The 21,354-nt window shown below is 69.2% G+C and carries 18 protein-coding genes and 1 pseudogene; 7 read left to right on the top strand and 12 right to left on the bottom strand.

Going from position 1 to position 21,354, the window contains the following annotated elements:
• Position 1 precedes the first annotated feature (1 nt).
• The 3 genes and pseudogenes from glgB to ABW16_RS18640 form a co-directional block, all read right to left on the bottom strand.
• Positions 2-2,212 (bottom strand): 1,4-alpha-glucan branching protein GlgB, encoded by a 2,211-nt coding sequence (glgB, locus tag ABW16_RS18650; protein ID WP_047320686.1) that lies wholly within the window; start codon positions 2,210-2,212, stop codon positions 2-4.
• A gap of 7 nt (positions 2,213-2,219) precedes the next feature.
• A pseudogene (locus ABW16_RS18645) lies at positions 2,220-2,459 on the bottom strand (alpha-1,4-glucan--maltose-1-phosphate maltosyltransferase); the annotation flags it as partial.
• 145 nt (positions 2,460-2,604) lie between these two features.
• Entirely contained in the window at positions 2,605-4,743 is a 2,139-nt protein-coding gene (locus ABW16_RS18640) for an acyl-CoA dehydrogenase (RefSeq protein WP_047320726.1), read from the bottom strand.
• A gap of 218 nt (positions 4,744-4,961) precedes the next feature.
• Between ABW16_RS18640 and kstR the strand changes: the two genes are divergently transcribed.
• Genes kstR through ABW16_RS18620 form a run of 4 tightly spaced genes read left to right on the top strand, consistent with a single transcriptional unit; the run spans position 4,962 to position 9,082 of the window.
• Positions 4,962-5,633, top strand: coding sequence for a cholesterol catabolism transcriptional regulator KstR (kstR, locus tag ABW16_RS18635; RefSeq protein WP_047320684.1), 672 nt, complete (start codon positions 4,962-4,964; stop codon positions 5,631-5,633).
• Positions 5,634-5,650: 17 nt separating this feature from the next.
• A complete protein-coding gene (locus tag ABW16_RS18630) occupies positions 5,651-6,916 on the top strand; it encodes an MFS transporter (RefSeq protein WP_047320683.1) in 1,266 nt (421 codons plus the stop codon).
• A gap of 4 nt (positions 6,917-6,920) precedes the next feature.
• Positions 6,921-7,841: an MBL fold metallo-hydrolase gene (locus tag ABW16_RS18625; RefSeq protein ID WP_047320682.1), complete on the top strand. Its 921-nt coding sequence runs from the start codon at positions 6,921-6,923 to the stop codon at positions 7,839-7,841.
• Positions 7,838-9,082 carry an SLC13 family permease gene (locus ABW16_RS18620; protein WP_047320725.1) on the top strand — a complete coding sequence of 415 codons (1,245 nt, stop codon included), beginning with the start codon at positions 7,838-7,840 and terminating at the stop codon, positions 9,080-9,082. Before ABW16_RS18625 ends, ABW16_RS18620 begins: the two co-directional genes overlap by 4 nt.
• Here ABW16_RS18620 and ABW16_RS18615 read toward each other — a convergent pair.
• Genes ABW16_RS18615 through cysS form a run of 3 tightly spaced genes read right to left on the bottom strand, consistent with a single transcriptional unit; the run spans position 9,079 to position 12,323 of the window.
• Entirely contained in the window at positions 9,079-9,972 is an 894-nt protein-coding gene (locus tag ABW16_RS18615) for a glycerophosphodiester phosphodiesterase family protein (RefSeq protein WP_412178217.1), read from the bottom strand. The genes ABW16_RS18620 and ABW16_RS18615 overlap by 4 nt on opposite strands.
• Entirely contained in the window at positions 9,972-10,913 is a 942-nt protein-coding gene (rlmB, locus tag ABW16_RS18610; protein WP_047320680.1) for a 23S rRNA (guanosine(2251)-2'-O)-methyltransferase RlmB, read from the bottom strand. The genes ABW16_RS18615 and rlmB overlap by 1 nt, the downstream gene beginning before the upstream one ends.
• A complete protein-coding gene (gene cysS / locus ABW16_RS18605) occupies positions 10,914-12,323 on the bottom strand; it encodes a cysteine--tRNA ligase (RefSeq protein ID WP_047320679.1) in 1,410 nt (469 codons plus the stop codon).
• A gap of 125 nt (positions 12,324-12,448) precedes the next feature.
• On the opposite strand from cysS, the gene ABW16_RS18600 reads away from it, so the two are divergent.
• Entirely contained in the window at positions 12,449-13,318 is an 870-nt protein-coding gene (locus ABW16_RS18600) for a hypothetical protein (protein WP_047320678.1), read from the top strand.
• 14 nt (positions 13,319-13,332) lie between these two features.
• Here ABW16_RS18600 and ispF read toward each other — a convergent pair whose 3' ends face one another.
• Genes ispF through carD form a run of 3 tightly spaced genes read right to left on the bottom strand, consistent with a single transcriptional unit; the run spans position 13,333 to position 14,975 of the window.
• Positions 13,333-13,809 carry a 2-C-methyl-D-erythritol 2,4-cyclodiphosphate synthase gene (gene ispF / locus ABW16_RS18595; RefSeq protein ID WP_047320677.1) on the bottom strand — a complete coding sequence of 159 codons (477 nt, stop codon included), beginning with the start codon at positions 13,807-13,809 and terminating at the stop codon, positions 13,333-13,335.
• Positions 13,806-14,471: a 2-C-methyl-D-erythritol 4-phosphate cytidylyltransferase gene (gene ispD / locus ABW16_RS18590; RefSeq protein ID WP_047320676.1), complete on the bottom strand. Its 666-nt coding sequence runs from the start codon at positions 14,469-14,471 to the stop codon at positions 13,806-13,808. The genes ispF and ispD overlap by 4 nt, the downstream gene beginning before the upstream one ends.
• A gap of 15 nt (positions 14,472-14,486) precedes the next feature.
• Positions 14,487-14,975, bottom strand: a complete 489-nt coding sequence (carD, locus tag ABW16_RS18585; RefSeq protein WP_013830798.1) for an RNA polymerase-binding transcription factor CarD — start codon at positions 14,973-14,975, stop codon at positions 14,487-14,489.
• A 260-nt stretch (positions 14,976-15,235) separates the two neighbouring features.
• On the opposite strand from carD, the gene ABW16_RS18580 reads away from it, so the two are divergent.
• Both ABW16_RS18580 and radA read left to right on the top strand, forming a co-directional pair.
• Positions 15,236-15,784, top strand: a complete 549-nt coding sequence (locus ABW16_RS18580; protein WP_047320675.1) for a hypothetical protein — start codon at positions 15,236-15,238, stop codon at positions 15,782-15,784.
• A 51-nt stretch (positions 15,785-15,835) separates the two neighbouring features.
• Positions 15,836-17,242, top strand: a complete 1,407-nt coding sequence (radA, locus tag ABW16_RS18575) for a DNA repair protein RadA (RefSeq protein WP_047320674.1) — start codon at positions 15,836-15,838, stop codon at positions 17,240-17,242.
• 1 nt (position 17,243) lies between these two features.
• Here radA and ABW16_RS18570 read toward each other — a convergent pair whose 3' ends face one another.
• From ABW16_RS18570 to ABW16_RS18560, 3 genes are read right to left on the bottom strand one after another with little or no spacing between them, the layout of a single operon-like run.
• Positions 17,244-18,005 carry a hypothetical protein gene (locus ABW16_RS18570; RefSeq protein WP_047320673.1) on the bottom strand — a complete coding sequence of 254 codons (762 nt, stop codon included), beginning with the start codon at positions 18,003-18,005 and terminating at the stop codon, positions 17,244-17,246.
• A gap of 4 nt (positions 18,006-18,009) precedes the next feature.
• A complete protein-coding gene (locus ABW16_RS18565) occupies positions 18,010-20,889 on the bottom strand; it encodes an MMPL/RND family transporter (RefSeq protein WP_233424808.1) in 2,880 nt (959 codons plus the stop codon).
• Positions 20,882-21,262 carry a hypothetical protein gene (locus tag ABW16_RS18560; protein WP_047320672.1) on the bottom strand — a complete coding sequence of 127 codons (381 nt, stop codon included), beginning with the start codon at positions 21,260-21,262 and terminating at the stop codon, positions 20,882-20,884. Before ABW16_RS18560 ends, ABW16_RS18565 begins: the two co-directional genes overlap by 8 nt.
• Positions 21,263-21,354 lie beyond the last annotated feature (92 nt).

Genomic DNA, 21,354 nt, shown 5'->3' with positions numbered 1-21,354 from the left:
ATCACTGGGCAGGTTCGAGCCACAGCGCCGACAGCGGGGGCAGCACCAGTACGGCGGAGGCCGGACGGCCGTGACGGGGCTCGTTGACGGCGTCCACGCCACCGAGATTGCCGGCGCCGCCGCCCTTGTAGTCGACGGCATCGGTGTTGAGTATCTCGCGCCACCGGCCGGCGAACGGCAGGCCCAGATGGTAGTCGGCGTGCGCCACACCGGAGAAGTTGAACACCGCCGCCAGCACCGATCCGTCCGCCGCGTAACGCAGAAAGCTCAGCACATTGTTGGCGGAGTCGTTGGCGTCGATCCAGGAATAACCGGCCGGGTTGATGTCTTGGCTCCACAGCGCGGGGCGGCTGCGGTACACGGCATTGAGATCGCGTGCCAGGCACTGTATTCCGGCAGAGAATCCGTCGTGTTCACCGGATGCGTCGAGCTGGAACCAGTCCAGCCCCCGTTCCTGCGACCACTCCGCGCGCTGGCCGAACTCCTGGCCCATGAACAGCAGCTGCTTGCCGGGGTGCGCCCACTGGTAGGCCAGCAGGCTGCGCACCCCGGCCGCCTTGGCATGGTCGTCGCCGGGCATGCGGCTCCATAGCGTGCCCTTGCCGTGCACCACTTCGTCATGGCTGATGGGCAGCACGAAGTTCTCGCTGTAGGCATAGAGCATCGAGAAGGTCATCTCGTGGTGATGGTAGGAGCGGTGCACCGGGTCGTGACCGAGATAGGCCAGGGTGTCGTGCATCCAGCCCATGTTCCACTTCATCGAAAAGCCCAGCCCGCCAAGGCTTGTCGGCCTGGAAACACCGGGCCACGAGGTCGATTCCTCCGCTATGGTGACGATACCGGGCGCCGACTTATGTGCGGTTGCGTTCATCTCCTGCAGGAACTGCACCGCCTCCAGGTTCTCTCGACCGCCGTGGACGTTGGGTGTCCAGCCGCCCTCGGGTCGCGAGTAGTCCAGGTAGAGCATCGAGGCCACAGCGTCCACCCGTAGCCCGTCGATGTGGAACTCGAGGAGCCAGTACAGCGCATTGGCCACCAAAAAGTTGCGCACTTCGGGCCGGCCGAAGTCGAACACGTAGGTGCCCCAGTCGAGTTGCTCGCCGCGGTGCGGATCAGCGTGCTCGTACAGCGGGGTGCCGTCGAACCGGCCCAATGCCCAGGCGTCTTTCGGGAAGTGCGCCGGCACCCAGTCCACAATCACCCCGATGCCGGCATGGTGCAGCGCGTCGACCAACGCACGGAAATCGTCGGGCGTGCCGAAGCGAGCGGTCGGCGCGTAGTACGAAGTGACCTGATAGCCCCACGACCCGCCGAACGGGTGCTCGGCGACCGGTAGCAGTTCGACGTGGGTGAACCCCTGCTGCACAACGTAGTCCGTCAATTCCACGGCAAGCTGCCGGTAGCTCAGCCCAGGGCGCCAGGACCCCAGATGGACCTCGTAGATGCTCATCGCCTCGAACGCCGGGTTGGCGGTGGCTCGCCGGCTCATCCAGTCGCTGTCGCTCCAGGTGTAGCGACTGGCAGTCACGCGCGACGCGGTGTGCGGCGGGGTTTCGGCGGCGAACGCCATCGGGTCGGCCCGCTCGGTGACGACATCGTCTGCGCCGTGGACCCGAAACTTGTACAGCCCGTCGACCGGAAAGTCCGGCCAGAACAGTTCCCACACACCGGAAGAACCCAGCGCCCGCATGGGCGCTCCGATGCCGTCCCAACCGGTGATGTCACTGATCAGGCCGATTCCCTTGGCGTTGGGCGCCCATACCGCGAACGACACCCCTGTCACCGCCCCGTCTGGGGTGGTGAACGTGCGGGGATGGGCGCCAAGCACCTCCCACAGCCGTTCGTGTCGCCCCTCGGCGAACAGGTGCAGGTCGATCTCGCCCAGCGTCGGCAGAAAGCGATACCCGTCCGCCACCACCAGCGGCTCCGCGGCGCCCGGATAGTCGATCTGCAGCCGATAGTCGATCAGGTCGGCGAACGGCAGCGTCGCGGAGAACAGCCCATCGCCCAGGTGTTGCATCGGGATCCGGTCACCGCCGACCAAGACCGCCACCGCGTGCGCACCGGGGCGCAGCGTTCGGATCACGGTGTGTTCACCGTCGTCGTGGGCGCCGAGGATCGCGTGCGGGTCGTAGTGCACGCCGGACATCAGCCGGTCGACATCTTCGAGGTTCACGGCCAGCCCACCGGCCTGGTGTTTGCTTCGTGTCATCGGGCCTTCACCTCCGATGCAGTTGCTCGGTTCGCGCTTGCGCGCTCATCACCGGGTCGAGTCGCACGTAATTGTCCTGCCCCCATTGGTACTCCTCCCCGCTCTCGTCACGCACCCCGAACCGCTCGCAGGCCGCCATGCCCAGCACCGTGTCACCGCTGGCCGGATCGAATTTGCTGTAGGCCAACAGCGCGTCGTTGTCGATCGAGTGGAATCGCAGCGTGCGCAGTTGCTGCGGGGCGGGGTGCCTGCCGCAGGACACAACCGGCGTAACGCCATCGACCTCGATTCGGCCCGGCACCCAGTACTCCGTTCGTCGGCTGCGATTCCGACAGTGGGTACCCGCGGTGACGGAAAGCTACGCGACCGACGGCCAGCGCGACAGCGGTGAGCTACCCGCGCGGCAGCCCCAGCAGCCGCTCGGCGGCCAGCGTCAACAGGATCTGCTCGGTGCCACCGGCGATCGACAGGCACCGGGTGTTGAGGAAGTCGTGCACCTCGCGCCCGGCCACCGCGCCGGCCCCGTCGGCCACGTCCATCCGGAACTCGGCCAGCTCCTGGCGATAGCGCACCCCGATCAGCTTGCGCACCGAAGACTCCGAGCCGGGGTCTTGGCCGCCGACCGCAAGCTGGGCGATGCGTTGATCCAGCAGCGAACCCGCCTGCGCGGCGATGATCAACCGGGCCAGCCGCTCGGCGGTGGCGGTGTCGGGCTCCCGATCCGCCAGGGTCTTGAGCAGCTCCTCCATCGGGTTGCCCAGCGCGGTGCCGCCGGCGATCGCGACGCGCTCGTTGGCCAGGGTGGTGCGGGCCAGCCGCCAGCCGTCGTTGACGCCGCCGACCACCTGCTCGTCGGGGACGAATACGTCGTCGAGGAAGACCTCGTTGAACAGGGCCTCGCCGGTGATCTCCCGCAGCGGCCGGATGTCGATGCCCTCGGCGGCCATATCGACCAGGAAGTAGGTGATGCCTTTATGTTTGGGCGCGTCGGGATCGGTTCTGGCCAGGCAGACGCCCCACTGCGAGTCGTGGGCTCGCGACGTCCAGACCTTCTGACCGGTCAACCGCCAGCCGCCGTCGACCTTCACCGCCTTGGTGCGCAGCGCCGCCAGGTCTGAGCCGGCGCCCGGCTCGGAGAACAACTGGCACCAGAACACCTCACCGGTCAGGGTGGCCGGGATGAAGCGCTCGATCTGCTCGGGCGTGCCGTGCTCGAGAATCGTCGGGGCCGCCCACCAGCCGACCACCAGGTCGGGACGTCCGACGCCGGCCGCGGCGAGTTCCTGGTCGATCACCAGCTGCTCGGCGGGGCCGGCCGCGCGTCCGTAGGGCGCCGGCCAGTGCGGTGCCAGCAGACCCGATTCGGCCAGCGCCACCTGACGCTGATCGGTCGGCAACGCCGCAATGCGGGCCACCTCCGCAGCGATCTCGGGCCGGACGTCGGTGGCCACATCGTCCGAGCCGAGGTCGACCTCCAGCCGGCGCCGCAGGCCGTCGCGGGTCAGTGCGGCGGTGCGGCGCAGCCAGCGCTCGGGCCCGCCCAGTGCCTGCCCGATGCCGTATGCCCGGCGCAGGTACAGGTGCGCGTCGTGCTCCCAGGTGATGCCGATGCCGCCGAGGACCTGGATGCAGTCCTTGGCATTGGCCTTGGCAGCGTCGATACAGATGGCGGCGGCCACCGCGGCCGCAATCGCGAACTGCTGGTCATCGGGGTCGGCTGCGGCGCGCGCCACATCGCTGGCGGCCACCGCGGCCTGGTCGGCCCGGCACAGCATCTCCGCACACAGGTGCTTGACGGCCTGGAAGCTGCCGATCGGCTTGCCGAACTGTTCACGCACCTTGGCGTATTCGACGGCGGTGTCCAACGCCCAGCGGGCCACCCCGGCGGCCTCGGCGGCCAGCACCGTGACCACCAGGTTCTCCACCCGGCTGCCGGCCTCCAGCGGCACGGCCGGGGCTGCCGACAGCGTCACCTTGGCCAGTGGCCGGGAGAAGTCGGTGGCAGCCAGCGGCTCGACCACCACCCCGTCCGCGCGGGCGTCCACCAGGATCCAAGCCTGGCCGTCCTGGCCGGCCGGCAGCAGCAGCAGCCCGTCGGTGGTGGCGCCGAGCACCCGATCCGCGGTGCCGGTGGCCTGGCCGGCCGCGGCATCGAAACTCACGTTCGCCGCGGACGGGTCGGTCACCACCCCGGCCACCCGTTCGCCGGCGGCCAGGGCTTCGGCCAGCGCCGGATCGGTGACCACCAGGGTGGCCAGCGCGGTGGTCGCCACCGGCCCGGGGACCAGGGCCTTGGCGGCCTCGTCGACCATCGCGCAGAGATCCTCGAGACGCCCGCCGGCCCCGCCGGACTCCTCGGGCACCGCCACCCCGAACAGGCCCAGCTCGGCCAGGCGCGCGAAAACGGCTCGCCAGGAATCGGTTTCGCCCAATTCCGCGGCACGAATCGCCTCGGTGGTGCCCGCGGCGGCGGCCCAGTCGCGGACCAGCTCGCGGGCAGCGAGCTGTTCGTCGGTGGTGGTCACGGACACGCTGGGCTCCTCGGTGTCGAGATGGGCTTGGGAGAGGCGGGTCACGAACGCCCCCACCAACCACTAGAACGTGTTCTAATGGTGCCAGCGTCCGAGCGTCAAGTCGAACCGTTGTGGCTGGACACGTTGGGTCCGGCCGGCGTCGGGAGTACGGAAACTCGACACCGCGGTGCGTATCGTTATGGGCCAGCAGATCGACGGAGGGAGCCGCGCAGCACATGACGTCACCAGCTGAGGGCACCGCGGGCCGCGGGTCGGCCAGCCAACCGCGCGAGGTGGTCAACGTCGCTGTGCTGACTGAATCCGACCTGGGCTCCGAAGCGCAACGCGAACGCCGCAAGCGCATCCTCGACGCAACGCTGGCGATCGCCTCCAAGGGAGGCTACGACGCGGTGCAGATGCGTGCGGTCGCCGACCGTGCGGACGTGGCCGTCGGCACCCTGTACCGCTACTTCCCTTCGAAGGTTCACCTACTGGTCTCGGCGATGGGCCGGGAGATCGCGCGGGTGGACACCAAGACCGATCCGGCGACGTTCGCCGCCACCACTCGCCACCAGCGGCTCAACCTGGTGGTCAACAAACTCAACCGCGCCATGCAGCGCAACCCGCTGCTCACCGAGGCCATGACTCGGGCCTATGTCTTCGCCGACGCCTCGGCGGCCGGCGAAGTCGACCATGTCCAGAAATTGATCGACTCGATGTTCGCCGGGGCCATGAGCGACGGCGAGCCGACCGAGGAGCAGTACCACATCTCCCGGGTGATCTCGGATGTGTGGCTGTCCAACCTGCTCGCCTGGCTGACCCGGCGGGCGTCGGCCACCGATTTCAGCACCCGCCTGGACCTGGCGGTCCGGTTGCTGATCGGCGACGACGACAGTCCCAAGGTCTAGTCCCAGTTTCGAAGAAGATGCGCGCCGGTTCACCAGATTCAGAACCGGTCGCGGATCCGATTCCGCGCCGGCTGGCGCACGCGCTGGACCTGTTGAACTTCACCCTGGCCGACGTGCGCGACGGGCTGGGCCCCTATCTGTCGGTCTACCTGCTGGTGACCCACCATTGGGACCAGGCGTCGATCGGCCTCGTGATGGCGATCGGCGGGATCGCCGCGGTCGTGGCGCAGACCCCGATGGGTGCCCTGGTCGACCGAACCACCGCCAAACGCGCACTGCTCGTTGTCGGTGCGCTGGCGGTCACCGCGGCGGCATTGGCGATGCCGCTGTTCCCCGGCTTCTACAGCGTCGCCGCGTTGCAGTTGCTGACCGGAATCGCGGCTTCGGTGTTCGCGCCGGCGCTGGCCGCGATCACCCTCGGTGTGGTCGGTCCACGTATGTTCGCAAAACGGCTCGGCCGCAACGAATCGTTCAACCACGCCGGCAATGCCGCGACCGCGGCCGCCACCGGCGGCCTCGCCTACTTCTACGGCCCGGTCGTGGTGTTCTGGATGCTGGCCGCCATGGCTGCGCTGAGCGTGGTGGCGACGCTGCGCGTCCCCGAGTCCGCGATCGATCACGACGTCGCCCGGGGCATGGATCATCTGGCCGGCGAGCCCCATCCGCAGCCATCGGGATTCGCGGTGCTGCTGCGCAACCGGCAACTGCTGGTGTTCGGCGCGACCGTGGTGACGTTCCACTTCGCCAACGCGGCGATGCTGCCGTTGGTCGGCCAGGAACTGGCTCTGGTCAACACCGAGGTCGGCACCGCTCTGATGGCGGCGTGCATCGTGGCCGCCCAGCTGGTGATGGTGCCGGTGGCCTATCTGACCGGCTCCAAAGCCGATGTCTGGGGTCGCAAACCGATCTTCCTGGTGGGGTTCGCGGTGCTGACCATCCGGGGGCTGCTCTACCCGGTCTGGGACAACTCCTACTGGCTGGTCGGGGTGCAGTTGCTCGACGGGGTGGGAGCGGGGATCTTCGGTGCACTGTTCCCGCTGGTGGTGCAGGATGTCACGCACGGCACCGGCCGCTTCAACGTCAGCCTGGGGGCCATCACCGCGGCCTGCGGTGTCGGCGCCGCTTTGTCGAACTTCATCGCCGGCCATATCGTCTCGGCCGCCGGCTACGACACGGCGTTCATCGCCCTGGCAGCGGTGGCCGGCGCGGGTTTCGTGCTCTACCTGACCGCGATGCCCGAGACAGCCAGGATCAGGGGCGCCACCGCCGCCCCGTTAGCCTGAGCGGATGCGTCTCAAGCTCGGCCGCCCCGACATCGGCCGGTACACCGACCGGTTCGACGTACCCTCCGCGGCGCCGGGCGCGCCGCTGTCGGTGACCTGGCTCGGGGTCTCCACACTGCTGGTTGACGACGGGTCGTCGGCGCTGATGACCGACGGCTTCTTCTCCCGGCCCGGCCTGCTGCGGGCGGCGTTCGGCAAGCTGTCACCGTCACCGGCCCGCATCGACGGCTGCCTGTCCCGCGCCGGGGTACAGGAGCTGGCGGGGATCATCGCGGTGCACACCCACTTCGACCATGTGATGGATTCGCCGGTGGTCGCCGAGCGCACCGGGGCGGTCTTGGTGGGCGGCGAGTCGACCGCCAATGTCGGACGCGGGCACGGTCTGTCCGAGGATCGTCTCGTCGTCGCCGCCCCGGCCGAACCGATCACGTTGGGCTCCTACGACGTCACCCTGGTCGAGTCGCATCATTGCCCACCGGATCGGTTTCCCGGACTGATCACCGAACCGGTCATACCACCGGTGCCGACCGCGGCGTACCGGTGCGGTGAGGCATGGTCGGTGCTGGTGGCCCACCGCCCGTCCGGCCGACGCCTGTTGATCGTCGGCAGCGCCGGGTTCATCCCCGGAGCACTGGCCGGGCACCGCGCCGAGGTCGCGTACCTGGGCGTGGGCCAGCTCGGCTTGCAGCCCCGGCAATACCTGGTGGACTACTGGTCGGAAACGGTGCGCGCGGTCGGAGCCAAGACGGTAGTGGCGATCCACTGGGACGACTTCTTCTGGCCGCTGTCGAAACCGTTGCGCGCCTTGCCCTACGCCGGCGACGACCTCGACGTCACGATGCGGGTTCTCAGCGAGCTCGCCGAGGCCGACGGAGTCGGGCTACACCTGCCCACGGTGTGGCGTCGTGAGGATCCGTGGGCCTGAACCTGGCTCTCGCACTGCTGCTGCTTGCCGTGGTGCTGGGGTTCGCGGTGGCCCGCCCGCAGGGCTGGCCGGAGATGTTCGCGGCGGTGCCGGCCGCGGTCATCCTGGTTGCCACCGGCGCGATCTCGATGCACGACGCACTCGCCGAAGCCGCCACGCTGCTGCACGTCGTCGCATTCCTGGGCGCGGTGCTGGTGCTGGCGCAGCTCTGTGACGACGAGGGCCTGTTCGAGGCGGCCGGCGCGGCGATGGCACGTGCCGACGTCGGCCCGCCGCACCATCTGCTGCGCCGCGTCTTCGTGATCGCCGCGGGTCTGACCGCGGTGCTGAGCCTGGACGCGACGGTGGTGCTGCTGACGCCAGTGGTGCTGATGATGGCCCGCCGCCGCCACGCCCCGATGCGCCCACACGCTTACGCGACCGCGCACCTGGCCAACACAGCGTCGCTGCTGCTGCCGGTGTCGAACCTGACCAATCTGCTGGCGTTCAACCAAGCCGGCTTGTCGTTCGTGAGGTTCACCGCGCTGATGACGGCGCCGTGGCTGGCCACCACCGCGGTCGTCTACCTGATCTTCCGCTGGTTTTTCCGGGCCGATCTGCGGGCCACACCGGTGCATCAGCACGCCGGCCCGCCGCCCCCGGTTCCGGTGTTCGTGCTGGTGGTGCTGGGGCTGACGCTCGCCGGTTTCGTGGTCGCCGAGACATTCGGCGTACCGGCGGCGTGGGCGGCCGTCGCGGGTGCGGCCGTGCTGGCCGCCCGAGGGCTGGCACAGCGGCGCAGCACGCCGGCCGGCATTCTGCGGGCCGCCAACCCCGGCTTCCTGGTGTTCGTGCTGGCCCTCGGCGTGGTGGTGCGCGCCGTCGTCGACAACGGGCTGGGCGCACAGATGACCACGGTGCTGCCGGCGGGATCGGGTCTGCCGGCGCTGCTGGGCGTCGCGGCGGTGGCCGCGGTGCTGGCCAACGTGGTCAACAATCTGCCGGCGACGCTGGTGCTGGTGCCGTTGGTGGCACCGAGCGGCCCGCTCGCGGTGCTGGCAGTGTTGATCGGGGTCAACATCGGACCCAACCTCAGCTACACCGGCTCACTGTCGAACCTGCTGTGGCGCCGGGTGTTGCGCCGCTATGGCGTTGCGGCCGGAGTCGGCGAATACACCCGCCTGGGGCTGTGCACGGTTCCGGCCACGCTGGGAGTGGCAGTGCTGGCCCTGTGGGCCGGTGCTCGGCTGCTCGGTGTCTAACCGACCCGGTAGGCGGGCGGCAACGACATACCGAGCTCGGCCATGACGGCACGCGCCCGCGCCGGATAGTCGGTGATGAGCCCGTCGACTCCTGCGGCGATCTGCTGACGCATGGCGTCGGCGTCGTTGACCGTCCACGGGATCACCCGCAGCCCAGCCGCATGTGCGCGTTGCACGAACGCTCGATCCACCACCGAGTAGTCCGGCGACACGACGTCGGCGCCGGCCGTCACCGCACCGGAGATCGGGTCGGGCCCCTCCTCCCAGAGCGCGACCAGCGGAATGGCCGGTTCCGCGGCGCGCACCAACGCCAGGGTGCGCCAGTCGAAGCTCTGGATGTCGACGGCGTCCAGCTTGCCGGCGGCGCGCACCGCAGCCAGGATCACGTCGACGATCTGCTGCGGGTTGCGCGCGTCGACCTTGGTCTCGATGTTGTAGCGGATGCCCGTGTGACCGGCGAGCGCGAAGACCTCCGGCAAGGTCGCGATCACGTTGTGCCGCACCACTTCCGCATCGGGGAACTCCGGCAGCAGCTGTCCGCAGTCCAGGGTGTGGATCTGGACGAGGGTGAGATCGGCTACCCGCTTGCCCACGTACGGGTAGTCGGGGTCGTCGATGAAGGCCGGGCTGGTGTCGGTGCACTTCGCCGGTTCGATCACCGGGTCGTGCCACACCAGCGGCTGGGCGTCGCGAGTCAGCACGATGTCCAACTCAAGCGTGCTGACCCCCAGCTCGAGTGACTTGGCGAAGGCGCGCAGCGACTCCTCGGTGGTCTCGCCCCGGCCGCCGCGATGCGCCTGCAGGTCGAACGTCGGCGGTAGCGCGGCGGCCGTTGCCGACGGACTCACCACCGCAGCGATCAGCGCCGCCGCGAGGAAGGCGCGGCGAATCACCGTCGCTGACGGGCGATTTCGGCCAGTACCACCCCGGCGGCCACCGATGCGTTGAGCGACTCGGTGGGTCCGGACATCGGAATCGACACGATGGCGTCGCAGTTCTGCCGGACCAGTCGGGACAGCCCCTTGCCCTCGGAACCGACGACCAGCACCATCGGGCCGGCGCCGTCGAGGTCGTCGACCATGGTGTCGCCGCCGGCGTCCAACCCGACGATCTGCAGGCCGCGGTCCGCCCACGCCTTCAGGGTTTGGTTCAGGTTTGCCGCCCGTGCCACCGGAATGCGCGCTGCCGCACCGGCACTGGTGCGCCACGCCACCGCGGTCACCGACGCCGAGCGACGCTGCGGGATCACCACGCCGTGTCCGCCGAACGCCGCCACCGAGCGCACGATGGCTCCCAGGTTGCGTGGATCGGAGATGTTGTCCAGCGCGACCAGCAGCGCAGGCGCGGCATCCTGCCGGGCGGCGGCCAGCAGATCGTCCGGGTGGGCATAGGCGTACGGCGGAACCTGCAGCGCGATGCCCTGGTGCAGACCATTGGTGGTCATCTTGTCCAGGTCGGACCGCGGAACCTCCAGGATCGGCAATCCGGAATCGGCTGCGCGAGTGACCGATTCGGTCAGGCGCTCATCGGCCTCGGCGCCGAGCGCCACATACAGGGCGGTGGCCGGGATTCCGGCACGCAGGCACTCCAGGACCGGGTTGCGGCCCAGCACGGTCTCGTTCTCGTCGGTGCGCTTGGCGGTCCGGTAGGCGCGCTGTTTGGCCGCGCGTTTGGCCGCTTTGGCCGCCGGGTGGTATTCGCGCTTGTGGGCCGGCGGCGTGGCGCCGCGGCCTTCGAGCCCACGGCGCCGCTGGCCGCCGGAGCCGACCGTCGGACCCTTCTTGGTGCCGGGCTTACGCACCGCACCCTTGCGCTTGGAATTTCCGGCCATCTACTCAGACCCCTCCACCAGCAGTGACCATTGCGGACCATCCCCGGTGTCGGTGACCTCGATGCCGGCGTCCTTGAGTCGGCAGCGGATCTCGTCGGCCAGCTGCCAATCCCGTTCCGCGCGAGCGGTTTCCCGGCGTTCCAGCTCGGCGCGCACCAGGACGTCGACCGCAGCCAGCGCCGCGGAGGTCTCATCGCGCGACTCCCAGCGCTCGTTGAGCGGGTCGCAGCCCAGCACGTCCATCATCGCCCGGATCGCACCGGCCGCGGCCAGCGCGCCCTCGTGGTCGCCGGAGTCCAGCGCCCGGTTGCCCTCCGCGCGTGTCCGGTGCACCTCGGCCAGGGCGATCGGCACCGACAGGTCGTCGTCGAGCGCGGCGGCGAACCGCGGTGTCCAGGTGCCCAGATTCACCGCACCCACCCGGCTGCGCACCCGGTGCAGGAAGTCCTCGATGCCGACGTAGGCGTTGACGGCGTCGCGCAGCGCGGTCTCGGAGAACTCGAGCATCGACCGGTAGTGCGCGCTGCCCAGGTAGTACCGCAGTTCGGCGGGCCGAACCCGTTGCAGCACCGCCGACATCGACAGCACATTGCCCAGCGACTTGCTCATCTTCTCGCCGCCCAGGGTGACCCAGCCGTTGTGCAGCCAGTAGTTCGCGAATCCGTCCCCGGCGGCGCGGCTCTGGGCGATCTCGTTCTCATGGTGCGGGAAGACCAGATCCATCCCACCGCAGTGGATGTCGAATTCGGCGCCGAGGTAGGTCCGGGCCATCGCCGAACACTCCAGGTGCCAGCCCGGACGGCCCGGTCCCCACGGCGTGGGCCAGCTGGGCTCACCGGGCTTGGCGCCTTTCCACAGCGTGAAGTCGCGCGGATCGCGCTTGCCGGTGGCGACCCCCTCGCCCTGGTGCACGTCGTCGATCCGATGACCGGACAGCTGGCCGTAGTCGGGGTAGCTGAGCACGTCGAAGTACACGTCGCCGCCGCCGGTGTAGGCGTGTCCCGAGTCGATCAGGCGCTGGATCAGCTCGACCATCTGGGTGATGTGTCCGGTGGCGCGCGGTTCGGCCGACGGCGGCAGCACCCCCAGCGCGTCATAGGCGGCGGTGAACTCACGTTCGTAGGTGGCGGCCCACTCCCACCAGGGCCGGCCCGCCGCGGCGGCCTTGGTGAGGATCTTGTCGTCGATGTCGGTCACGTTGCGCACGAAGGCGACGTCGTAGCCGCGGGCGGTGAGCCACCGGCGCAATACGTCGAACGCCACGCCGCTGCGGACATGGCCGATATGCGGCGGCGCCTGCACGGTGGCACCGCATAGATAAATAGACACATGACCGGGCCGCAGCGGGATAAATTCACGCACGGCGCCGGTTGCCGTGTCGTGCAGCCGCAGGCTGGGGCGATCGGTCACGACGGGCCAGCTTACCGGGCGCCGGGTCTTCGACCGCCACGCGCGCCGCTACCAGGGATTGCCAGGAACGGCTACCAACTGCCGCATCGGTGGACAGGTGGTGTGACGTGGCATATATTGCGGCAGTGGGTAAACGTCTGGTGGCAGTCTCGGGTGCACTCTTGGCTGCGGTCGCATTCGCAGGTAGCGCGACGGCATACGCCGATGAGCCGAACAACAACCAGCAGCAGCAGCCTCAGCCCGCCGAACTTGTTTCTGCGCCGGTCCAGCAGGCAGCACCGGCCGAGCAGGAGATCACGCCCGCCGAGCAGGCGATCGCGCCGGGCCAGCAGGAGATGGTGCAGGACGCCCAGGCCGAGCAGCAGCGGCAGCAGGCGGAGCAGCAGGCCGACCAGATGGGTCAGACCGCCACCACCGCCGGCGCCGGCGCCAGCACCGCGAGCATGGCTGCGATGGGTCCCCAGATCGGCATGCAGATGGCGATGATGGCCCCGATGTTGGCGATGTACGCGCCGATGCTGGCCACGCCGGCGATGAGCCTCTTTACCAGCTCAGCGGCCTCCACCGTAGCCAACTCCTCGACCGACGCCGCCGCCGGTTCGGCCGCGGCTACCGACGCTTTGAACTTGGGAGCCGCGGAAGTCGGCTCGGCCGCTGCGACCGACCTCTTCAGCGCGCCCTCCGCCGCGGATCTGCCTTTTGATCTGGGCAATATCGACTTCTTGTCCACCGTGGATCCCGACTTGGTCACAGGGACCAGCACGGACCTCTTGAGCGGCGCTCTGGGTGACACCGCCGGCGCTCTGGGTGACGCCGCCGGCGCAGCTGGCGACACCGCTTCCAGCGCAATTCTCGACACTGTCCCAGACCTTGGCGCCAACATCGGCGCGGAAGTCGCCAACCTCGGTGCGGATGCGGGCGCGCAGATTGGCACGGCGGCGGCCACCGAGATCCCGTGTGGGATCATCGGCGCCATCTTCGGCATCGGCTGCTAAATCCGCCGCAGCAACTAAGCAGGCACCACCAACGCGGTAGCCACCGCGGCCAGTCCCTCACCTCGACCGGTGAGTCCCAGGCCGTCGGTGGTGGTTGCCGACACCGAAACCGGTGCGCCCAGCAATTCCGACAGCAGCTGCTCCGCTTCGACACGGCGGGGCCCCACCTTCGGCCGGTTGCCGATGACCTGCACCGCGGCGTTCCCGATCACGAACCCGCTCTCGGCCACCAGTTCGCGCACGTGGCCGAGCATCACAGCACCGGTTACTCGTGCCCAGCGGGGCTCGTCGACGCCGAACACCGCCCCCAGGTCCCCCAATCCTGCCGCCGACAGCAGCGCGTCACACAGGGCGTGTGCGGCCACATCGCCGTCGGAGTGCCCGGCGCAGCCGTCGGCGTCGGGAAACAGCAACCCCAACAGCCAGCAGGGCCGTCCCGGCTCGATCGGATGCACGTCGGTGCCCAAGCCGACCCGCGGCAGCGCGCTCACCGGTTGACCACGGCCTCGGCCAGCACCGCGTCCAGCGCGGTGGTGATCTTGAAGGCCAGCGGATCGCCTTCGACGGTCTGGACCTGGCCGCCGACGTGTTCGACCATCGAGGCGTCGTCGGTGAACTGCGTGCCCGCTCCGGCCTGCTGGTAGGCCCGCAACAGCAGGTCGGCGGCGAAGCCCTGCGGGGTCTGCACGGCCCGCAGGCCGGCCCGCTCGGGCGTGCCCAGGACGGTGCCGTTCGCGTCGACCGCCTTGATGGTGTCGGCGACCGGGAGCGCCGGAACGACGGCACGGTACCCGGCGTGCAAGGCCTCGACCACCCGGGCCACCAGCGCCGGTGGGGTCAGGGGTCGCGCCGCGTCATGGACCAGCACGAATTCGGGATCCCCGGCACTCTCCAGCGCCAGCCGCACCGAGTCGACACGATGAGCACCGCCGGCCACCACGGTGGCCGTCCCGCCCAGGATCAGCTTGGCCTCATCGGTGCGATCGGGTGGCACCGCGACCACAACCTGGTCGACCACCCCGGACTGTCGCAGCCCCGCCACGGCGCGCTCGACCAGCGTCACGCCGCCCAGCAGAAAGAATGCCTTCGGTACGCCAGCACCGAGCCGCACACCCGAACCGGCGGCCGGCACCACGGCTACTGTGGTTGCCACCTATTTCCCGGCAGCTCAGGACGCCGCGGCCAGCACCTCGTCGAGGATGGTCTCCGCCTTGGCGTCATCGGTGTTCTCGGCCAGGGCCAGCTCACCGACCAGGATCTGACGCGCCTTGGCCAGCATCCGCTTCTCGCCGGCGGACAGGCCGCGCTCCTGGTCACGCCGCCACAGGTCACGAACAACCTCGGCTACCTTGTGCACGTCGCCGGAGGCGAGCTTCTCCAGGTTGGCCTTGTAGCGACGCGACCAGTTGGTCGGTTCCTCGGTGTGCGGGGCACGCAACACCTGGAAGACCTTGTCCAGGCCTTCTTGGCCGACAACGTCACGCACACCGACATATTCGGCATTTTCAGCGGGAACTCGAACGGTGAGGTCGCCCTGCGCCACCTTGAGGACCAGATAGTCCTTTTGCTCGCCTTTGATGGTCCGGGTTTCAATCGCCTCGATCAACGCTGCACCGTGGTGTGGATATACGACGGTGTCTCCGACCTTAAAGATCATCTGATTTGAGCCCCTTTCGCTACCCCATGCTAACACGCCGCCACAACACGCGACCACCAACGGTGCAGGTCAGGGGCACCGCAGCCCCAGAAGGGGGGTTGACAGCACGACAGAAGCGTGCTGGGTCAATCCTGATCGGAGCCTGATCAGGGCTGGTCGACGGGGGTGGCGGACGGCCCGCAACCCTGCGCTACCGCCATGAGATGGTTGCTACTACAGTGCATAGTCACAAGTCGCGACGGCCGAGCAGGAGACCATACGTGAACTCGTTCAGCAGGGCCTTCAACAAGGCTGCGATCGCGCTGGTTGCTGCGGCGGCGCTGGCCGGCTGCGGTACCGGACAGATCTCTCAGACCGCTGACCAGGCGTCCGCGGTCAATGGCGCCTCGGCCACCATCGGCAACCTGGCACTGCGCGACGTGCGCATCCAGGCGACGCAGACCGGCGACGCGTTGGAGCCCGGCGAGACCGTCGACCTGGTGTTCGCGGTCAGCAATCAGTCGACCGACTCCGACGACGAGCTGACCGACATCAAGACCTCGATCGGCAAGGTGTCACCGACCGGCAGCAAGACCGTGCCCGTCGGCGGCGTCCTGGTCTTCAGCGCCCCGGCCGGTCCCGACCTGCCGACCGCTCCCGCCGCCAAGGCGCTGCCCGAGGTCGCCAACGCCAACACCGCCTCGGCGACGGTGACCCTGGACAAGGCGATCCGCAACGGGCTCACCTACGACTTCACCTTCACCTTCAGGAAGGCCGGCGACGTGCGCGTGGACGTGCCGATCTCTGCCGGCCCAGCTTCACACCACTGACGCGAGCGCGTCACCGCCGACACTGTCGGACCTAGCCGATACGGTCGCCGAGTGGCCAAGGCACGTTCGCTCTTTCGCTGTTCGGAATGCGGGAACACCACCGCGAAGTGGTTGGGCCGCTGCCCGGAGTGCGGTAGCTGGGGCGGTATCGACCCGGTAGGCGAAGCAGCCGCACCGGCGGGCGGGCTGCGGCCGGCGGCACCGGCACGGCCCGCGGTGCCGATCAGCTCCATCGAGGCGGGTCGCGCACGACCGGCGCCGACCGGTGTCACCGAACTCGACCGGGTGTTGGGCGGCGGAGTGGTCCCCGGCTCGGTCACGCTGCTGGCCGGCGATCCCGGCGTCGGCAAATCCACGCTGCTGCTCGAGGTGGCCCACCGCTGGGCGCTGGCCGGGCGCCGGGCGCTGTATGTATCCGGAGAGGAGTCCGCGGGGCAGATCCGGCTGCGCGCCGAGCGCACCGGTTGCAGCCACGACGAGATCTACCTGGCCTCCGAATCGGACCTGCAGACCGTATTGGGCCACATCGAGGCGGTGCGGCCCACCCTGGTGGTGGTCGATTCGGTGCAGACCGTCGCGGCCGCCGACACCGACGGCGTGGCCGGCGGGGTCACCCAGGTGCGGGCCGTCACGGCCGCCCTGACCGCGGCCGCCAAGAGTGCCGATGTGGCGTTGGTCCTGGTCGGACACGTGACAAAGGACGGCGCGATCGCCGGCCCGCGTTCCCTGGAGCACCTCGTCGATGTGGTGCTGCACTTCGAGGGCGACCGCAACTCGGTGCTGCGGATGGTGCGGGCGGTCAAGAATCGGTTCGGCGCCACCGACGAGGTGGGCTGCTTCCTGCTCCGCGACGACGGCATCGAGGGGATCGCCGACCCGTCCGGTCTCTTCCTGGAGCAGCGCAGCGAGCCGGTGCCGGGCACCGCAATCACCGTCGCCCTGGATGGCAAGCGCCCGCTGATCGGCGAAGTCCAGGCGCTGCTGGCCAAACCGGCGGGCGGCTCGCCGCGGCGTGCGGTCAGCGGTATCGACCACGCCCGGGCCGCCATGATCACCGCGGTGCTCGACAAGCACGCCGAGCTGCCGATTGCGGCCGGCGACATCTACCTGTCCACGGTCGGCGGTATGCGGTTGACTGACCCGTCCACGGACCTGGCCGTCGCCATCGCGCTGGCCTCGGCGTATTCGGATCTGCCGCTGCCGGCGACCACCGTGGTGGTGGGCGAAGTCGGCCTGGCCGGTGACCTGCGGCCGATCAGCGGGATGGACCGCCGGCTCGCCGAGGCGGCCCGGCTGGGATTCACCACCGCGCTCACTCCCCCGGGCGCCCCGGCCACCGTCGGCGGCCTGCGCACGGTGCCGGCCGCCAACATCGTTGCGGCGCTGCACCACCTGGTCGAGATCGCTGACCGGCGCGGCGGCCATCTGGCGCCGCCGCAGCTACTGGATCGAAGCTAGCTCAGTTGCCCGGTGGCGGAGCGTCCGGCGGGGGCACGTCCTGGCCCGGCGGCGGCATGTCCGGTGACGGCTCGGTAAGCATGAACGGCACCGTCGCGGATCGCAGATTGCCGAGTTGGACGACGAGGTTGTAGGTGCCGGGTCCGATCGGCTGACGCGGCAGCGGGCACTGCGGCGCCGAACCCATTCCGGTCCAGGTCACCGTGGTGGTCACCTGCTCGCCGGGGTCGAAGGTCTTCACCAGGGTCTCGTTGGACGGCGCGCAGTCCAGGTTCGACCACAACCGCTGGTTGTCCAGCGAGTAGACGTAGGCGGCCAGCACCGCGGCACCCACGTCACGCTTGCAGGCGACCAGCCCGATGTTGGTGACAACCATGGTGAATTGGGGCTGTTCACCCACGGTGTACTGCGGGCCGGTCAATCCCTTGACCGCCAGCGTCGAGTCGGGGCAGTCGTCGCCCTCCTTGAGCACCGGAGGCGGGGTCACCGCGGCGGTCGGCGTCGGCGCTTGCGGTGGGGCTTGCTCGGCGGGCGCCACCACGGGCGTCTTGACCTCTTCGGGCGAGGAGTTCTGTGGCTTGGCGTGCTGCGCGGCGGCGGTCTTCTTCCCGTCGGCATTGTCGGCACCGGCGCTGCCATGGACGATGCCGAAGATGATGGCCGACACGACTGCAATCACGATGAGCACAATGCCCAGCGCGAGGCCACGTCGTCGCCAATAGATCTGCGAAGGCAGTGGACCCTGCGGTTCCAAATCGAGCACGTTCTCACGGTAGGACGACCTCACCGCGAGTTGTCCGACCCTTCGCGGCGTGTCGTAGCCGCGTTGTGACCTGGCCCGAGTATTCAGCTGTGCCAGCGGCCCGGCGCGGCCACCAGAACCAGCGGCCCAACAGCATGATCAGCGGGGGCATCACGAAGGTCCGCACCACCAGGGTGTCCAGCAGCAGCCCGACGCAGACCGTCACGCCGATCTGGGTGATGCTCAGCACGCTGCTGCCCACCAGCGCGAACATCGTCATCCCGAACACGATGCCGGCGGTGGTCACCACGCCGCCGGTTCCGGCGAAGGCGCGGATCAGCCCGGTGCCGATTCCGGCGACCGCCTCCTCACGGATCCGGAGCGCCAGCAGCAGGTTGTAGTCGGTGCCGACGGCCACCAGCGCGATGAACGCCATCGGCGCCACCGCCCAGTGCAGCGGCAGGCCCAGCAGACGCTGCCACACCAAGACGCTGACCCCCAGCGCCGACGCATAGGAGACGATCACGGTGCCGACCACCGCCATCGCTGCCACCGGACTGCGCAGCATCACCGCGACGATCACGAAGATCAATGCCAGCGTTGCCGCGACCAGCAGCGTGATGTCGCCCCGAACCAGCGACTGCAGATCCCGGGTGGCCGGCCCAACGCCGGCCAGATGCACGGCCACCCCGGTCACCGTGCCCTCCTTAGTCGCCTCGACCACCGCCTGCTCGATCTGCCCGGCCCGGCGGGCGCCGTCCGCACCCCACTCCTGGCCGTCGCCGTACACCAGCAGCAGGGCGGCCCGGCCGTCCGGCGACACCAAGGTGCGCAGGACCTCGGCGTATCTCGGGTCCGAGAGCGCCCGCGACGGCAGGTAGAAGCCGCCGGCAGCACTGTCCCGGAAATCGCCGGCGGCCTCACGCAGGTATCCGGTGAGTCCGTCCAGTTGCGGCGCAAGGCCCTCCGCCACCCCGCGCAATTCGTCAGTGGCGCTGCGGGCTCGGCTCACCACCTCCCGCATCGACCGCACCGCCGCCGGTATGCCGGCCAGCGCGGTGTTCGCGATATCGGATCCCGTGGTCAACCTGGCGGCGCCGTCGGACAGCTGCGCCGAGTTGCGTATGACGTCGTCGACGGGTTCGACGACCCGGCCCACCACCGAACAGATCAGGTTGGCCGCGCAGTCCGGGGTGTTGTCGACGAAGCCGCGCAGCGGATCGAGATATCCCGAGACCGTATCGAGGTTGTGCCGTATACCGTCCATTCCGGCGCGCATATCGCCTGCGGCCGCGTCGATCTGGCGCAGACCGGAGGTACCGCCAACCAATCCGTTCTCCAGCGAATCCAGCGTTTCCGCCACCTGCGACAGCACGGCCTCGATGTCGAGCACCCGGGACAGCCGTTCGGTCAGCGAACCCATTCCGTCTGCGATCTGCTCACCGACCAGCCCGGACTGGTGGGTCAGGGTTGCCTCCTCGGGCACCGTGCCGGCCGGGCGACTCGCCGACTGCACACCGCGCACTCCGGGAATTGCCATGAGCCCTTTGCTGATCTGTTCGATGGCGATCAGACCGGCCGGATTGCGCAGATCATGGTCCACCTCGATGGTGACCAAGTCCGGCAGTAGCCGGTTGACCGCGAAATGGCGGTCCATCGCGGCGTAACCACGATTGGACTCGGTACCGGCCGGGGTCGCCGACGGCTCGTTCCACCCGGTACGCATCCCGGCCAGCGGTACCGTCAAGAGCAGGATCAGTCCCGCGCTCACGGCCATTATCGGCGCGGGCCAGCGAGCGATCATCACCCCGAGCCGGCGCCACCGGCGAGCGATGACCGGTCGGCGCGGTTCCAGCAGACCACGGCGGCCTGCCAGCGAGACCAACGCGGGCGTCAACGTCAGCGCCGCCATGACCACGACCAGAATTCCTATCGCACACGGCAATCCGGCGCTTCGGAACATGCTGATCCGAGCCAGGTTCAAACAGGCCAGCGCCGCCGCGATGGTCAGTCCGGACCCGATGACGACCGGGGCGACACCGCGGTAGGCCGCGGCCAGCGCGTCGTCGGGACGGTCCCCACCGCGGCGGCCCTCGTGGTAACGGCCGATCAGAAAGATCGCGTAGTCGGTTCCGGCGCCCAGCATCAGCGCCGCGATCAGCGCGACGGTGAACAACGACACCTCGACGAGTCCGCGGTCGCCGAGTATCGCGGCCAACGGGCGGGCCACCGCCAACGCCAGGCCGACCGAGATCAGCGGGGCCGCCGCGGCGACCGGGGAACGGTAGACGACCAGCAGCAACAGCAGGATCACCACGACGGTGGCGGCGGTGATGGCCAGCATCTGGTGATCGATCGCGGCGAACTCGTCGACCAGGGTGGCGCCGGGCCCGGTTACGAGCACCTGCAGACCGGCCGGCGGTCCGAGTCGCTGGACCACATCCCGCACCGCGGTGACGGAATCGGCGGCGGCCGAAGTGCCCAGCGCCCCGGACAGCCGCACCATCAGGTCGACTGCTCGGCCGTCAGCGCTCAGTACGCCGGCCGCGGTGAGCGGCGATGTCCACAGTTCGGTCACCGCATCGACATGGCGGGTATCGGCTCGCAGTGCGGAGACCAGCGCCTGGTAATAGTTCCGGTCTTCGGTCTGCAGCGGCTCTTCTCGTTCCAGCACAACATAATTGATGTTGTTTCCGGGTGCGTTGCCGAACAGCTCCGAGGAGCGCAGGGCAGCGAGGTTGTTGGCGGTGTCCGCGGGCATGAACGACCCGGAGTGCGACACCACGACCCGTTCGAGCTGCGGCACGAATACGTTGGCCAGGCCGGCCACCGCGATCCACACCAGCACCACCACGACGGCCCGGCGCTGCAGCCACCGCGCGACACGGGTCAGCAGGTCAGGCAATGTACTGCTGCCCGAATGGGGTTCCGTCGAACTGCACGGCGAGCTGCGGTTCCCGGCGCTGCAGCCCCCGGATCCGGGTGGACCATGCCCCGGCGGCGTCCAGCAGGGCGCGCAGGCCCGGCTGCTGTGCTGCCAGTTCGGCGACAGCGACCTCGGCGGGGATGCCTTCGTAGTGCGCCTGGTCGAGCCTGGCGGTCAAAGTGGTCATCCAGCGGTGCTGCAACGCCAGCAGTAGTCCTTCCTCGCTACCGAACAATCGCTCGATGTCCGAGGGGTCTCCATCTAAATGCATTGCCGAGTCCGGGGATTCGGCGGCCCGGTCGATCAGCTCGGCCATGAAGGCCATCCGCTCGTGAAAGTGATTCCAACTCATGCCGACAACGCTAAGAATCGGCGAGCGCCTCGACATCGTGCCGCGGTCCCGTTTTCGGTCTCCTACTCCGGTCGCAGTGAAAATCCGACCAC

It is taken from the genome of Mycolicibacter heraklionensis, assembly GCF_001021505.1.
GTDB classification, from domain to species: Bacteria; Actinomycetota; Actinomycetes; order Mycobacteriales; family Mycobacteriaceae; genus Mycobacterium; species Mycobacterium heraklionense.
The sequence above is the reverse complement of the archived record's forward strand: the minus strand, read 5'-3'. Positions and strand labels throughout refer to the sequence as shown.

Excerpts from the sequence above, each read along its gene's own strand:
- rlmB (WP_047320680.1), bottom strand. The coding sequence starts at position 10,913 with ATGGCCGGAAATTCCAAGCGCAAGGGTGCGGTGCGTAAGCCCGGCACC.
- ABW16_RS18625 (WP_047320682.1), top strand. The coding sequence starts at position 6,921 with ATGCGTCTCAAGCTCGGCCGCCCCGACATCGGCCGGTACACCGACCGG.
- ABW16_RS18560 (WP_047320672.1), bottom strand. The coding sequence starts at position 21,262 with ATGAGTTGGAATCACTTTCACGAGCGGATGGCCTTCATGGCCGAGCTG.
- kstR (WP_047320684.1), top strand. The coding sequence starts at position 4,962 with ATGACGTCACCAGCTGAGGGCACCGCGGGCCGCGGGTCGGCCAGCCAA.
- ABW16_RS18630 (WP_047320683.1), top strand. The coding sequence starts at position 5,651 with ATGCGCGCCGGTTCACCAGATTCAGAACCGGTCGCGGATCCGATTCCG.
- glgB (WP_047320686.1), bottom strand. The coding sequence starts at position 2,212 with ATGACACGAAGCAAACACCAGGCCGGTGGGCTGGCCGTGAACCTCGAA.
- carD (WP_013830798.1), bottom strand. The coding sequence starts at position 14,975 with ATGATCTTTAAGGTCGGAGACACCGTCGTATATCCACACCACGGTGCA.